The 15212-nt window shown below is 34.1% G+C and carries 12 protein-coding genes; 1 reads left to right on the top strand and 11 read right to left on the bottom strand.

The window, feature by feature from the left end; genetic code table 11:
- Positions 1–208: 208 nt before the first annotated feature.
- The 7 genes from eno to IDG66_RS09630 form a co-directional block, all read right to left on the bottom strand.
- Positions 209–1513 carry a surface-displayed alpha-enolase gene (gene eno, locus IDG66_RS09600; RefSeq protein ID WP_001121760.1) on the bottom strand — a complete coding sequence of 435 codons (1305 nt, stop codon included), beginning with the start codon at positions 1511–1513 and terminating at the stop codon, positions 209–211.
- Between the two features lie 129 nt (positions 1514–1642).
- Positions 1643–3160: a 2,3-bisphosphoglycerate-independent phosphoglycerate mutase gene (gene gpmI / locus IDG66_RS09605; protein ID WP_001085505.1), complete on the bottom strand. Its 1518-nt coding sequence runs from the start codon at positions 3158–3160 to the stop codon at positions 1643–1645.
- Between the two features lie 2 nt (positions 3161–3162).
- Positions 3163–3924: a triose-phosphate isomerase gene (gene tpiA, locus IDG66_RS09610; protein ID WP_001260089.1), complete on the bottom strand. Its 762-nt coding sequence runs from the start codon at positions 3922–3924 to the stop codon at positions 3163–3165.
- A gap of 121 nt (positions 3925–4045) precedes the next feature.
- Complete coding sequence (locus tag IDG66_RS09615; protein WP_001074749.1) at positions 4046–5236, bottom strand: phosphoglycerate kinase; 1191 nt, start codon at positions 5234–5236, stop codon at positions 4046–4048.
- Positions 5237–5374: 138 nt separating this feature from the next.
- Positions 5375–6385, bottom strand: coding sequence for a type I glyceraldehyde-3-phosphate dehydrogenase (gap, locus tag IDG66_RS09620; RefSeq protein WP_000279414.1), 1011 nt, complete (start codon positions 6383–6385; stop codon positions 5375–5377).
- Between the two features lie 52 nt (positions 6386–6437).
- Positions 6438–7451 (bottom strand): sugar-binding transcriptional regulator, encoded by a 1014-nt coding sequence (locus IDG66_RS09625; RefSeq protein WP_000654030.1) that lies wholly within the window; start codon positions 7449–7451, stop codon positions 6438–6440.
- Between the two features lie 641 nt (positions 7452–8092).
- A complete protein-coding gene (locus IDG66_RS09630; RefSeq protein WP_000070829.1) occupies positions 8093–8722 on the bottom strand; it encodes a DUF4887 domain-containing protein in 630 nt (209 codons plus the stop codon).
- 702 nt (positions 8723–9424) lie between these two features.
- Between IDG66_RS09630 and IDG66_RS09635 the strand changes: the two genes are divergently transcribed.
- Positions 9425–10327 carry a TIGR01777 family oxidoreductase gene (locus tag IDG66_RS09635; protein ID WP_000816305.1) on the top strand — a complete coding sequence of 301 codons (903 nt, stop codon included), beginning with the start codon at positions 9425–9427 and terminating at the stop codon, positions 10325–10327.
- A gap of 242 nt (positions 10328–10569) precedes the next feature.
- Here the strand turns inward: IDG66_RS09635 and clpP are convergent, their stop codons facing one another.
- The 4 genes from clpP to rapZ all read right to left on the bottom strand — a co-directional run bounded on the left by clpP (position 10570) and on the right by rapZ (position 14688).
- The gene (gene clpP / locus IDG66_RS09640; protein ID WP_001049165.1) at positions 10570–11157 is read right to left on the bottom strand and encodes an ATP-dependent Clp endopeptidase proteolytic subunit ClpP; all 588 of its coding nucleotides are present in this window, start codon (positions 11155–11157) and stop codon (positions 10570–10572) included.
- Between the two features lie 572 nt (positions 11158–11729).
- Positions 11730–12674, bottom strand: a complete 945-nt coding sequence (whiA, locus tag IDG66_RS09645; RefSeq protein WP_000006551.1) for a DNA-binding protein WhiA — start codon at positions 12672–12674, stop codon at positions 11730–11732.
- Between the two features lie 110 nt (positions 12675–12784).
- Positions 12785–13780, bottom strand: coding sequence for a YvcK family protein (locus IDG66_RS09650; RefSeq protein WP_001248939.1), 996 nt, complete (start codon positions 13778–13780; stop codon positions 12785–12787).
- Positions 13777–14688: an RNase adapter RapZ gene (rapZ, locus tag IDG66_RS09655; RefSeq protein ID WP_000369722.1), complete on the bottom strand. Its 912-nt coding sequence runs from the start codon at positions 14686–14688 to the stop codon at positions 13777–13779. Before rapZ ends, IDG66_RS09650 begins: the two co-directional genes overlap by 4 nt.
- Positions 14689–15212 lie beyond the last annotated feature (524 nt).

Consider the following 15212-nt stretch of genomic DNA (forward strand, 5'->3'; position numbering starts at 1 on the left):
AGTTAAATATGTGTTATTAGTTACCTCATGATTATTAGTCTGTTATGAATAATACTTCAAAATAAAAAACCTACCACAGTCTCAACTCTGTGGCAGGTTATAAATACAAGCGTGAACTTTTTAAGCGTGAACTCAAAAACTTTATTCAATTTATACCGACATAATAATCCTCAACTAAAATTATGGCAGTACTTAATGTTTAAAATGATTATTTATCTAAGTTATAGAATGATTTGATACCGTCATATTTAGCAGTTTCAAATAATTCATCTTCGATACGTAATAATTGATTGTATTTAGCAATACGGTCAGTACGTGATAATGAACCAGTTTTAATTTGACCAGCGTTTGTAGCAACAGCAATATCAGCAATTGTTGTATCTTCTGTTTCACCTGAACGGTGAGAAACTACTGCTGTGTAACCAGCTTTTTGAGCCATTTCGATTGCATCAAATGTTTCAGTTAATGTACCGATTTGGTTAACTTTAATTAAGATTGAGTTACCAATTCCGTTTTCAATACCTTTTGCTAAAATTTCAGTGTTTGTTACGAATAAATCGTCACCTACTAATTGTACACGGTCACCGATACGTTCTGTAAGTTGTTTCCAACCATCCCAGTCGTTTTCGTCCATACCGTCTTCAATTGTAATGATAGGATATTTGTCTACTAATTGTTCTAAGTAGTCAACTTGTTCTGCAGCTGTACGTTTTGCACCGTGTTCGCCTTCGAACTTACTGTAGTCATATACACCATTTTCATAGAATTCTGATGATGCACAGTCAAATCCTAAGAATACTTCTTCACCTGGTTTGTAACCAGCTGCTTCGATTGCTTGGATAATTGTTTCAACAGCATCTTCAGTACCTTCAAATTTAGGAGCGAAACCACCTTCGTCACCTACTGCAGTTTCTAAACCACGTTTGCTTAAAATTGATTTTAAGTTGTGGAAAATTTCAGTACCCCAACGTAATGATTCTTTGAACGTTGTAGCACCTACAGGTAAAATCATGAATTCTTGGAATGCAATTGGAGCATCTGAGTGAGAACCACCATTAACGATGTTCATCATTGGTACTGGTAACTGCTTACCATTAAATCCACCTAAATATTTGTAAAGTGGTTGACCTAATAAGTCAGCTGCTGCACGTGCTACTGCGATAGATACACCTAAAATAGCATTTGCACCTAATTTACCTTTGTTTGGAGTACCGTCTAATGCGATCATCATTTTATCAATAGATACTTGATCTAATACTGAAAATTCACCTTCAATAATTTCTGGTGCGATGATTTCATTAACGTTTTCAACTGCTTTAGTAACACCCTTACCTAAATAACGTGATTTGTCTCCATCACGTAATTCAACAGCTTCGTGTTCACCAGTTGAAGCACCTGATGGTACTAATGCACGACCAAATGCGCCACTTTCAGTTAATACTTCTACTTCAACAGTTGGGTTACCACGAGAGTCTAAGACTTCGCGAGCGTAAACATCTGTAATAATTGGCATGTTTATAATCTCCTTTAAATAGTTATTCTATAATTATTATAGCTTTATTCTTTCATTTAACAAAATGATATTACTATTATTTTCAAAAAATAAGTGTCATTAAGCGTTTACTTAACATCTTTTACAATATTAGTGTTTAATTAAAGATTCACCTGTCATGTCTTCAGGTTGTTCTACATTTAATAAATCTAATAATGTAGGTGCTAAGTCACCTAAGCGACCAGTTTCTCGAAGTGTAACGCCTTCTTTTGTTACAATCACTGGTACTGGGTTCGTTGTATGCGTAGTCATTGGTTGATCATCATCCGTCAATACTTGATCAGAGTTACCATGGTCAGCAGTAATAATTGCATAACCGTCCATGTCTAAAATCTTATCAACGACTTCACCTAAACATTCATCAACCGCTTCGATTGCTTTGATTGTCGGCTCAAGCATACCACTATGTCCAACCATATCAGGGTTAGCAAAGTTTAAAATAATTAAGTCCAAGTCACCTTTATTTAACTCTTCTAATAATGCATCTTTAACTTCATAAGCACTCATTTCTGGTTTCAAGTCATACGTTGCAACTTTAGGTGAATCAATTAAACGACGGCGTTCACCTTTAAATTCCTCGTTACGTCCACCACTCATAAAGTAAGTAACGTGAGGATATTTTTCAGTTTCTGCAATACGTAATTGTGTTAAATTGTTATTTTGTGCAATTTCACCAATTGTATTATTTAAATCAACTTTTTCGAAAACGATAGCCGCATCGATATTGTCGTTATACTTAGTGAATGTTGCATAGAATAAGTCTTTAACTTGTTCAACTTTAAAGCCTTCGAATGCTCTGTTCGCAAAAATTTCCGATAATTGTGCTGCTCTATCAGGTCGGAAATTATAGAAGATCACTGCATCTCCATCATTAACACCGTCATTTTGATTCTCAACGATGAATGGTACTACGAATTCGTCAGTTAAGCCCTCATTATAGCTTGCTTCTACACCTTCTTTGGCAGTTGCATAAGTTGGGGCATCAAAATTACGAATAGCATTGTAAGCTTTTTCTTCACGTTCCCAACGTTTGTCACGGTCCATTGCATAATAACGACCAGACACAGATGCAAATTGACCAATGCCTAATTCATTGAATTTAGCTTCAGTCTCTTCGATGTATTTCAAAGCGGATTTTTGATCTACGTCACGACCATCTAAAAATGCGTGTACGTAAACTTTTTCAACACCTTGTTTTTTAGCAAGTTCTAACAAAGCAAATAAATGTTTGTAATGACTGTGCACACCACCGTCAGACAATAAACCAAAGATGTGTAACGCTGAATCATGTGAATTCACGTGTGCAATTGCATTATTTAAAACATCATTTTCAAAGAAATCACCGTCTTCAATTGATTTATTGATTCGAGTTAAACTTTGATAAACGATACGTCCTGCACCGATATTCATATGACCAACTTCTGAGTTACCCATTTGTCCTTCAGGTAGTCCAACATCTAAGCCACTCGCTTCGATTTGAGTCGTTGGATATTTGTTGTAATAACGATCAAAATTAGGCTTGTTTGCTAATTTTACCGCATTACCATGTTCGCTTTCGCGGTTCGCAAAACCATCTAAAATAATTAACGCAGTTGGTTTCTTAGCCATGATTATTTTGCACCTTCTAACAATTGTACGAAATCTTCAACTTTAAGTGATGCGCCACCTACTAATGCCCCATCAATATCAGTTTGTGCCATGTATTCTTTAATGTTGTTAGGTTTAACACTACCACCATATTGAATACGAGTTGCTTCTGATACTTCTTTGCTTGATAAGTCAGCAATAGTTTGACGTACAAATGCACACATTTCATTTGCATCTTCAGATGTTGATGATTTACCAGTTCCGATTGCCCAGATTGGCTCATAAGCAATTACAACTGATTTAAGTTGATCTTCAGATAAACCTGCAACAGCTTTCTTAACTTGCTCACCTACAACATCGTTAGCTTTACCACTTTCACGCTCTTCGTCTGTTTCACCAACACAAATAATTGGAGTCATTCCATGTTTGAAAATAGCGTGCGCTTTTTTGTTAATTTCTTCATCTGTTTCGTGGAATAATTCACGACGTTCAGAATGACCGATAACAACGTATTTAACGCCTAAATCTGCTAATGCAACTGGAGACGTTTCACCTGTGAACGCACCATTATCTTCGAAATACGTATTTTGAGCACCGATTTCTAAACCTTGTGCTTTTCCTTCTTTAACTGCAGTAGTTAATGCATCTAATTGAATTGCTGGTGCACAAATTACTGATTCTACTTCTTTTGAATCTGGTAATGTTGGTAATGCATTGACGAAGTCTTTTGCTTCTTGTACTGTTTTGTTCATTTTCCAGTTACCAGCTATAATTGGTGTTCTCATTAAAGACACTCCTTGTTTTGTAAATATTTTTGAAAAGTGATGAAACACGATGTCATCTTGTGACTGTTTTCCCGTAACAATGTTAAACAAACATGCCACATCACTTTAAACTATCACTTTATTATTTATTATTGATTGCTTTGATACCAGGCAATTCTTTACCTTCTAGGTACTCTAATGACGCGCCGCCACCAGTTGAAATATGAGTGAAGTCATTTTCAAAACCTAAAGAGATTGCTGCTGCAGCTGAATCACCGCCACCGATAATCGTAATTGCATCTTTAAGGTTTGCAATTGCTTTACATACACCAATTGTACCTTGTGCAAAGTTACTGAACTCGAATACACCCATAGGTCCATTCCATACAACAGTGTGCGCACCTTCTAATTCATCTGCAAATAATTTTACAGTGTTTGGTCCAATATCCATACCTTCTTGGTCTGCTGGAATTGAATCAGATGGTACTACAGTGATTTTGGCATCATTAGAAAATTCTTTAGCAACTTTAGTGTCTACTGGTAATACAATTTTATCACCATGTTTTTCTAATAAATCTTTTGCGAAGTCGATTTTATCTTCTTCTAATAATGAAATACCAATTTCTTTACCTTGCGCTTTTAAGAAAGTATAAGCCATACCTCCGCCGATGATAATTTTATCAGCTATGTTAACTAAGTTTTTGATGACATTAATTTTGTCAGATACTTTTGCTCCACCTAAAATAGCAACAACTGGTTTATGTGGATCGTTAACTACGCCACCAATAAACTTAATTTCTTTATCCATTAAGAATCCAGCTGCAGTTTCTAAATGTGTAGAAATACCAACATTAGATGCATGCTCACGATGCGCAGTACCAAAAGCATCATTTACAAACACATCACCTAAAGATGCCCAGTATTTACCTAATTCTGGATCATTTTTAGATTCTTTTTTACCGTCTAAATCTTCATAACGTGTATTTTCAACTAATAATACGTCGCCTTCTTTAAGGTCTTTAATAGCAGCTTCAAGTTTTTCGCCGCGTGTTTCTGGTACGAAAACAACTTCTTTATCTAATTTCTTAGATAAGTCTTCAGCAACTGGACGTAAAGTTAATTTTGCTTTATCACTTTCTTCTTTCACTTTACCTAAATGTGAAAATAGTACGATTTTACCACCTTGTTCGATGATGTATTGAATTGTAGGTAAAGCTTGAACGATACGGTTGTCATTAGTAATTTCACCGTCTTTTAAAGGTACGTTAAAATCAGCACGTACTAGGACTGTTTTACCTTTAAGATCTAAATCAGAAACAATTTTTTTAGCCATGGTGTTTCCTCCTTGTAATTAGGAAATTTTATATAAAAATAAGCGGAGAAGCGTTTGTGCTCCCCGCTTACTCATAAGCTTTAATTAATGCTAAATAGTTCTGAGCACTAGCGTATTTGAATAAAAACTATACTAAAATTATTTAGAAAGTTCAGCTAAGTATGCTAATGTACGAACTAATTGTGCAGTATATGACATTTCGTTATCATACCAAGCTGCAACTTTAACTAATTGACGGTCGCCAACTGACATTACACGAGTTTGTGTAGCGTCGAATAATGAACCGTAAGTCATACCTACAACGTCTGAAGAAACGATTTCGTCTTCAGTGTAACCGAATGATTCGTTTGAAGCATTTTTCATAGCTTCGTTAACTTGTTCAACTGTTACGTCTTGTTTTTCTAATACTACTGTTAATTCAGTTAATGAACCTGTAGCTACAGGAACACGTTGTGCACCACCATCTAATTTACCATCGATTTCAGGAATAACTTTACCGATAGCTTTAGCAGCACCTGTTGAGTTAGGGATGATGTTTTCTGCCGCTGCACGAGCACGACGTTTGTCACCTTTTCTGTGAGGTGCGTCTTGTGTATTTTGATCACCTGTGTAAGCGTGAATTGTAGTCATTAAACCTTCAACTAAACCAAAGTCATCGTTTAAAACTTTAGCAACTGGTGCTAATGAGTTTGTAGTACATGAAGCACCTGAAACAACTGTTTCAGAACCGTCTAACTCTTGGTGGTTAGTGTTGAATACGATTGTTTTTAAGTCACCAGTAGCTGGTGCTGAGATTAATACTTTTTTAGCGCCTGCTTCAATATGAGCTTGTGCTTTATCTTTATCAGTGTAGAAACCAGTACATTCTAACACTACATCGATATTTAAGTCTTTCCAAGGTAATTTGCTTGCATCTGGTTCACTGAATGATTTAACTTCTTTACCATTTACGCGGAAACCACCATCAACTACCTCTACTTCACCTGTGAAACGACCTTGCATAGTGTCATATTTTAATAAATGCGCTAACATGTCGTCATCTGTTAAGTCGTTTACTGCTACAACTTCAAGACCTTCTACTTCTTGAATTCTTCTGAATGCTAAACGACCAATTCTACCAAAACCATTAATTGCTACTTTTACTGCCATTATAATGGCCTCCTTTAAAATGATATTTAAAAAGTATTAAACTTTTTATCTCTTATTCAAGTATTATCTTTGCTGCGGCTTCATCAGTGATTAACACTGTATTCTTGGGTGCAATCGTCAAGTATGCTTTAATTGCTTCACCTTTCGATTTGCCTCCTGCAACTGCAAAAATAAAGTCTTTTGATTCAAGGTCTTCTAATTGAAGTCCAATTGTTTTAACCTTATGGACAATTTGACCTTGTGTATCAAAATAATAACCAAATGCCTCTCCGACAGCTTGATGATGTTGAAGTTGTTCAATGACCTTTTCAGGTGATTGACGTCGATGCGCCATCTTCAGCGCATCACCAATGCCGTGTAATATAACGTTTGCTTGTTTAATTTTGTCTAAAGTGTTTATGACTGATGGCTCTAACAACAATGTGTTATATGTTGTTTCACTGACATTATCAGGTACATACATCGTCGTATAATAACCGCCAGCTTGTTGTGCCATACTGGCTGCAATTGTGTTTGCCTGAAAGACAACATTTTCGCCTAGTCCACCTCTGGCTGGTACGAAGAATACATTATATGGTAATAAATGAATTGCTTCACTAACACATGCCATCGTGGATCCGCCAGTTACAGCAACTATCGCGTCTTCTTGTAATATGCCTTCAAGTAATTGACCTGCTTGTCTACCTAATTCTGTTTTAACAGATTGACTATTATCAGCATCACCAGGAACAACATGAACTTCCTTAATTTGAAATTTATTCTTAATACCTTCTGACAGACGATTATCATCTGCATAGATATCAAAGTAACCTTTCAATTGCGAAATCAGTTGCTCACCTTCAGCTGTAATTTCCATTCCGGTAGGCTTAACTTTTATCAAATCTTGTTTCTTAAGCATATCTGTTTCAGAACGCAGTACACGTTCAGTCATATCCATATGTTCGCTTAAACTTCGACGTCCGACAGGCTGATTTTTTGAGATAGTAGTAAGAATAGAAAAACGTTTATACATTTTATCTATGAGATCCGGTATAAGCTTTTGCTGTGCTTGCAATAAGTCTTTCACTACTACCTCCTCCTTATATTTATAAATGTAAATAAGGATATGTCACAACCAGTGGTTGCCTTTTTAAGTCCCGCGTGGGACAAAAATTAACCTCTTTACACTTGCAATAGTACTATTCTATTTCAAAAATTGCAAGCATAAAACTTAAATTTTCTAAATAATTTGATAAAGCGCTTGCAATATATTTTCGATTTGTTATTCAACAAAACGTTTTATTTTATTCGCTGTAGTCAAATGTATACCCTTATACTGACTCGCTAATCATTTGCTTATTATTTGAACTAAGACATAAATCAATGCTCTAGAATCCGAAAAGTCACATTAGTAGTAGTTGACCGAACGAAAATGCACTTGTAACAAGCATTTTTCAATTAAAGTCAGGGGCCCCAACACAGAAGCTGACGGAAAGTCAGCTTACAATAATGTGGAAGTTGGGGTCAGACGACGAAATAAATTTTGCGAAAATATCATTTCTGTCCCACCTCACTCAAAATAAATTTCACTTTCCGTAAAATAAACAACTAACTATTTAAGTATCATCTCTCCCCTAATTAACAATTATAAAAATAAGAACCAATATTCGAGACAACCTAATTAATTGTGTTGTCTGTCATACTGGTTCATTTTTGTTTGACTAAATACTACTTATCATTAGCATTATTTTGTTTATTTGTTGTTGATTGGCTATTTTGTTGTGGTGCTTGTGGTTTTGCTTGCTGATTTGATTGATTATTTTGTTGATTATTATTTGGCTTTGGTGTTGGTTGTTGCGGCTGTGGTTTAGGCTGAGCTGGTTGTTTATTATCATCAGTTTTCTTCTGATTATCATCTGGTTTATCTTGAGATGCATTGTCATCCTTATCTTTCGACTCATCCTTTGATGCTTTATCATCATTCTCTTCTTTAGCAGGACGTTGCTTTGTAGGTGCTTGTTGCTGAGGTGGCACATATTGATATTGATTCTGCTGTGGCAATTGCTGATATTGGTTTGCTTGTGAATCTAGCTCATTCTGCTCTTTTTCCTCTTGTTGCTTTTTCTTTCTCTCTTTTTCTGCATTTTCTTTTTGACGCTTTTCTTTTTGTTCCTGCTTTTGTTCGTTCAACATACGTTCTTTAGCTTTATTCGAATGATCTACATATGCAAAAATTGCAAATACTAATCCTCCGAGTAATAGCAATACCGTCGCAATGCTAACTACTTTCGCTGTTGTACTCATTTTCTTCTTACTTCCATCTTCATTTTTATTGTAGTCGTAATTTTGATTCGACATACTCTCCCTCACTTCAAACTAATTTAAATATAGAAATTATCACGCAACCATTAACATTTTCACAACTAATTTGCTTACCTAGTTTCTACAAATATTAATAAACATTTACTCTTTTTGCCTTCTTCAACTTAAAACTGCCTTCACTATTACTCACTCGTAAATCGGATTCATTTTTACAAAGAAATAGTAGTCTTATATATCTTAACATTTAATAACTAAATCAAACATATTTTGAGCCTTTTTTTGAAAATTAACATTTTAACCTTTTTGATTTTACAACAAATTATAGCTACGTATTGAAAATTAAAGCATTGGTTTAAGTGTTGTGTTAAAAGTTTTTATGTTTAGATTGTTATATTACTATGTATTCTTAAATTTGTTTAAAAAATTAATGCTTTAAATTGATGTATAATGGGAATAAGAAATAAATAAAAACGACCCGCACGATTAACGTACGGGTCCACTACTAAAGGGAGTCAAATTTTTACCTTCGTTTGTATCATGCAGCGTTTTACACATACTTTTAAGAGATGTTTATTCGTTATCGAAGGTACACCTTTATTATAACTTATATCATTTTTATTAAAATACAATTCAAAAAAAGTTATTGACATATTATTGTCTAAATAATGTATAACCTTTGAACAACAATAATGATTATTAAATAGTAACTAAATACAAAATTACATGGGGTGAATGATAATGAAACAATACTTAATTACTGGTGGGACTGGTATGGTTGGATCTCAATTAGTTAATGAAATTAAAAAATCAGATTCACATATCACGATATTAACGCGACACGACCAAATTTCAAATGATAAGAAAATTTCATATGTCAACTGGGCTAAATCTGGGTGGGAACACAAAGTTCCTCAAAATATCGATGTGGTCATCAACTTAGCAGGTGCTACACTGAATAAACGATGGACACCGGAATATAAACAAACGCTAATGCTAAGTAGAATTCAATCTACGCAAGCTTTATATGAATTGTTTAAATCACGTAATAAAGCACCTAAAGTTTTATTTAATGCTAGCGCCACTGGTTACTATCCTCCTGATTTATTTATGAGTTACACAGAAGTTTATAAAACTTTACCATTTGATTTCTTATCAGATATTGTGTATCAATGGGAACGTTTCGCACAACAATTTGAACAATTAGGTACGCGAGTTGTCATCGGTCGTTTCGGTATGATTTTATCGAATGAAGGCGGTGCGTTACAAACAATGAAACTACCATACAAATATTACATTGGTGGTAGATTAGGTTCTGGTCAACAATGGTATTCATGGATTCATATCAATGATTTAATTCAAGCTATTTTATTTTTAATAAATAACGAGTCAGCTAGTGGTCCGTTTAATTTAACTGCACCTATACCTGAGCGTCAAAATTTATTTGGCTACACTTTAGCAAGAGCTATGCATAAGCCCCATGAAACTTGGGCACCAAGTCTTGCAATGCGTCTCATACTTGGTCAAATGTCAACAGTAGTATTGGATACTCAAAAAGTATTACCTAATAAAATTCAAGCATTGGGATTCCAATTTAAATATAGTAATTTAAAAATGGCACTTGAAGATTTAATTAAAGAATAATCAATACCATTAATGAGCATTAGAAACAACATATGTACTAAATGTAATGTCTAGAGCGACTTACAAACAAAGGATTGAAATGTTCCTTTCAATGTCTACTTTGAAGGGAACATTTCATATAGTTACGGTTCAACTAGCTTCATTCAATCATATTTCCGCTCAAAGTATAGTAAACAATTTATTGACACCTCGGTTTACTCATACAAAAAGAGCAGACTGCTTAGTCTACTCTTTACTTTGAATTATTTTGTTTCAGGTACCATCACTTCATCAATTAAGCCATATTCTTTAGCTTCTTCTGCAGTTAAGAAGTTATCACGATCTGTGTCTTTTTGTATTTTTTCAATACTTTGACCAGTACGCTCTGATAAAATGCGGTTTAATTTTTCACGTGTTTTTAAAATGTGATTTGCAGCAATTTCGATTTCAGTTGCTTGTCCTTGAGCACCACCTAATGGTTGGTGAATCATTACTTCTGCATTTGGTAACGCGAAACGTTTACCTTTTGCACCAGCTGCTAATAAGAATGATCCCATTGATGCAGCCATACCGATACAAATTGTTTGAACATCAGGTTTAATGTGTTGAATTGTATCATAAATCGCAAAACCAGCTGTTACACTTCCACCTGGTGAATTAATGTATAAATAAATATCTTTCTCTGAGTCTTGCGCTTGTAAGAATAATAACTGTGATACGATTGAATTTGCTACGTTGTCATCAATTTGTGAACCTAACATAATAATACGGTCTTTTAATAAACGTGAGTATATATCATATGCACGTTCACCGCGGTTTGTTGTTTCAATAACTGTAGGAATTAAATTCATCTATATTTCCTCCTTGTAATAACTGTTACTCATTATTTTACATATTAAGTCAAACTTGGTCAAACACTTTGACTTTAAATAGTTACATTGTTTGACGCTTTTCTCTTTCCTTTGTAAACTGATAATATCTATTTTAGATTGTACTTATTTTACTTCTCATAGTACAGAGATATGATTACATATTTGCTCCTTGTGGTGTAATGGATAACACGTAAGATTCCGGTTCTTAAGATAGGGGTTCAATTCCCTTCAAGGAGGCTGTTTTAATAAAATACAATACTTTTCAATACAGAGAATCCCGCAATGTCGGGATTCTTATTTATGCTGATTTTGTTTTTGTCTATGATCAGGGACTTTCAGGGACTCAATTAATTATCACATTCATATTTTCTTATGACCAAATTGATACATATGATGCTATTTAATGAGAAAATTAGGCATCACTTGGTTATTGAATTTCCTTCATTAAACTTTCCAGCTCAATTTAATAGTTAGTCGACTATTATTCATTAAACACTTTTTAAACATAAAAAAGTGTTTTTGATAATTCACTACCAAAAACACCTTCTTACTTATAATTCTATTTGTTCACCATTTCTAATCTTATCGGCTAAATCATTAAGTTTTCTTAATCGGTGATTTACACCTGATTTTGAAATTGGACCAGTTGATACCATTTCTCCAAGCTCTTTCAACGAAATTTCTTGATGTTCTACTCGAATTCTAGCAATCTCTCTCAACCTGTCTGGTAAATTTTCAATACCAATTTCTTTATCAATCAATTTAATGCTCTCAACTTGTTTCATCGCAGCACTAACTGTTTTATTTAGATTTGCCGTTTCACAATTAACGAGTCGGTTAACAGAATTACGCATATCTCTTACAATACGTACGTCTTCAAATTTTAATAACGCTTGATAGCCACCTATCAAACTAAGAAAATCCGAAATCTTTTCCGCTTCTTTTAAATACGTAATACTTCCTTTTTTTCGCTCTAAATGTTTGGCATTCAATTCATAACTATTCATTAGTTTCGTTAAGCCTTCTGCATGACTCTCATTTTGAGAAAAAATTTCCAAATGGTACGAAGATGTTTCAGGGTTATTCACTGAGCCACCTGCCAGAAAAGCTCCTCTCAAGTAACTGCGTCTCATTTCATCATCTTGAATCATTGAATGATCAATTTCATGCGTAAAAATGCCGTCTTTTAAAATTCCTAATTCATCAAGAATTTCTTTCGCTTTCATCTTTGTACGACAAATATAAATATTATTTTTTTTAAGCTTCATTTTTTTACGGACTAATATTTCAACTTCCACATTAAAGACACGTTTAATCAACGAATAAATACGTCTTGCCGTTGTTGCATTTTCCGTTTGAACATTTATAACAAATTGTTGATTTGAAAGACTAAGTGCACCATTCATTCGAATCAGTGCACTGAGCTCTGCTTTTGCATTCATTTCATCGACGTCTATTCTAGTTAATTCATTTTTCATTTCTGATGCAAAGCTCATCGTACAGTCATTCCTTTCTTATTTAAAACATGATTCACCTTAGAACCACTGTCTATTTTCATTTTTTTACACAGCTCTATTATCATATCATAATATGATTACGTTCTATATTATTTACGTTTATCACTTGGTACGAAAGGAATAGTACTAATTAATTCTAAAGCTATGTCATAAATCATTGTCGATAACACTTTAGTATTATGTCTTACTAAATGATTTTCAGAAATTTCAACTAAATTTGAAGATGTTTTTACATTTATGCTTTCTTTTTCAAGTTCAGCCTTATTAACTTCAACTGGTTTAGAATGTTTTTCTTCATATTTTTTCAAAACTTGAGCATTGAAAGTTTGTGTACTACAAATGACATAATCAATAAACGGTTGTCCAGCTTGTCTATGAATCGCATCGATATGATCTTTCACGCTATAACCATCTGTTTCCCCAGGTTGCGTCATCACATTAGAAACATATAGCTTAGGCGCATCAGAATGAATTAACGCATCTGAAATACCATTGACACATAAGTTAGAAATAACGCTCGTATATAATGACCCTGGTCCAAGAACGATTAAATCTGCTTCCCTTAAAGCATCGATTGCTTCTTCCATTGGTTGCACATCGTTAGGTTCTAAAAACACACGATCAATTTTTTTATGTTTTTTAGGAATATTTGTTTCTCCAAAAACAATTTCTCCATCTTCCATAACAGCATTTAATTGCACACTTGTATTTGTAGATGGAATGACTCTACCTTTAATATTTAAAATTTTACTTAATGCTTTAATGGCATGTCCGAAATCATTCGTAATATTAGTCATACCTGCGATTAATAAATTACCTAATGAGTGACCGCTAATTTGATTTTCTTCAAAGCGATACTGAAAAAGTTGGCTTAAAACTGACTCAGAATCACTTAAAGCTGCAATCACATTTCTGATGTCTCCTGGTGCTGGTATATCCATTTCATCTCTGATTTTCCCTGTACTCCCACCATTATCAGCAACTGTTACAATCGCCGTAATATCAATTGGGAATTCTCTTAATCCCCTAGCCATAACTGATAAGCCAGTGCCACCACCGATAAGTACAACTTTTATTTGTCTCATTTTTTCTCGCCACTTTCAATATGTGCGTCCCTATGATGCACATAAACATTATATTCAAATACTTCATTTAGATAATTACCTAGTCGTTCTGCTAATGCTACAGATCGATGTTGTCCACCCGTACAACCGATGGCAATTACTAATTGAGATTTCCCTTCTTTTTTATACCCGGGTATCATAAAATCTAACAAATCAGTTAATTTTTCAAAGAAAATCTCCGTCTCTTTCCATTTCATAACATAATTATAAACGTCTTTATCTAATCCTGTTAAAGGTCTTAAATCTACTACATAATATGGATTTGGTAAAAATCGTACATCAAATACTAAATCTGCATCCATCTGAATCCCATGTTTAAAACCGAAACTTGTGACATTAATTGTAAAAGTTTCAAACTCTTCATCTTCATAGTATCGACGAATGCGTTCTTTTAATTCTTTAGGTGATAACTTTGTAGTATCTATAACAAAATTAGCTATACTTCTAATTTGAGACAAATGCTCTCGCTCATCATTAATTGCATTAATTAAGGATCTTTTACCTTGTTCCATCAAAGGATGTGCACGACGCGTTTCCTTATATCTTGAAATTAATTTTTCAGTACTTGCTTCTAAAAACATAACATCAATGATGACGTCACTTTCACTTTTAACTTTATCCACTACTGCAACTAATGAATTAAATAGTTCCTTACCTCTTAAATCAATTGCAATTGCCACTTTTCTTAAGGATGGATTTCCTTGTTCCATCAACTCTACAAATTTAGGTAATAACACTGGTGGTAGATTATCTACACAAAAATATCCCATGTCTTCTAAACATTGAATAACCAAAGATTTACCTGCGCCAGATAAACCTGTTACAACTAATAGTTCACTTTTACTTTTTTCTTTTTCATTATTATCCATTATTTTTTCACCGCCAAAACGAATTTCATGATGTTAATTTAAATGTTCTATGACAAAATTAAGCAACGATGTTTTATTTTTATTTCCAACTATGTCTAGATTAAATTTCTAAAAATATACATCATTTAAAAGGAGCTTGGGACATAAATCAATGTCCTAGGGTCTATAATATTATATTGCTAGTAGTTGACTGAATGAAAACGCGCTTGCAACAAGCTTTTTTCAACTCTAGTCAGGGGCCCCAACACAGAGAATTTCGAAAAGAAATTCTACAGGCAATGCGAGTTGGGGTGTGGGCCCCAACACAGAGAATTTCGAAAAGAATTTCTACAGACAATGCAAGTTGGCGGGGCCCCAACACAGAAGCTTACGAAAAGTCAGCTTACGATAATGTGCGAGTTGGGGTGGGACAACGATAAAGAAATACTTTTTCTATAGAAATTAGTATTTCTTATGCATGAGTTTTACTCATGTATTCCTATTTTTAAGTACACATTAGCTGTGGCTAATGTGTAAGAACCACT

This window comes from Staphylococcus sp. EG-SA-18 (assembly GCF_017151825.1).
GTDB classification, from domain to species: Bacteria; Bacillota; Bacilli; order Staphylococcales; family Staphylococcaceae; genus Staphylococcus; species Staphylococcus aureus.

What these genes read in the sequence shown, in the direction of transcription:
- gpmI (WP_001085505.1), bottom strand. Translation starts at nt 3,160, where the DNA reads ATGGCTAAGAAACCAACTGCGTTAATTATTTTAGATGGTTTTGCGAAC.
- IDG66_RS09650 (WP_001248939.1), bottom strand. Translation starts at nt 13,780, where the DNA reads ATGAGACAAATAAAAGTTGTACTTATCGGTGGTGGCACTGGCTTATCA.
- IDG66_RS09630 (WP_000070829.1), bottom strand. Translation starts at nt 8,722, where the DNA reads ATGTCGAATCAAAATTACGACTACAATAAAAATGAAGATGGAAGTAAG.
- eno (WP_001121760.1), bottom strand. Translation starts at nt 1,513, where the DNA reads ATGCCAATTATTACAGATGTTTACGCTCGCGAAGTCTTAGACTCTCGT.
- IDG66_RS09635 (WP_000816305.1), top strand. Translation starts at nt 9,425, where the DNA reads ATGAAACAATACTTAATTACTGGTGGGACTGGTATGGTTGGATCTCAA.
- whiA (WP_000006551.1), bottom strand. Translation starts at nt 12,674, where the DNA reads ATGAGCTTTGCATCAGAAATGAAAAATGAATTAACTAGAATAGACGTC.
- tpiA (WP_001260089.1), bottom strand. Translation starts at nt 3,924, where the DNA reads ATGAGAACACCAATTATAGCTGGTAACTGGAAAATGAACAAAACAGTA.
- IDG66_RS09615 (WP_001074749.1), bottom strand. Translation starts at nt 5,236, where the DNA reads ATGGCTAAAAAAATTGTTTCTGATTTAGATCTTAAAGGTAAAACAGTC.
- clpP (WP_001049165.1), bottom strand. Translation starts at nt 11,157, where the DNA reads ATGAATTTAATTCCTACAGTTATTGAAACAACAAACCGCGGTGAACGT.
- gap (WP_000279414.1), bottom strand. Translation starts at nt 6,385, where the DNA reads ATGGCAGTAAAAGTAGCAATTAATGGTTTTGGTAGAATTGGTCGTTTA.
- rapZ (WP_000369722.1), bottom strand. Translation starts at nt 14,688, where the DNA reads ATGGATAATAATGAAAAAGAAAAAAGTAAAAGTGAACTATTAGTTGTA.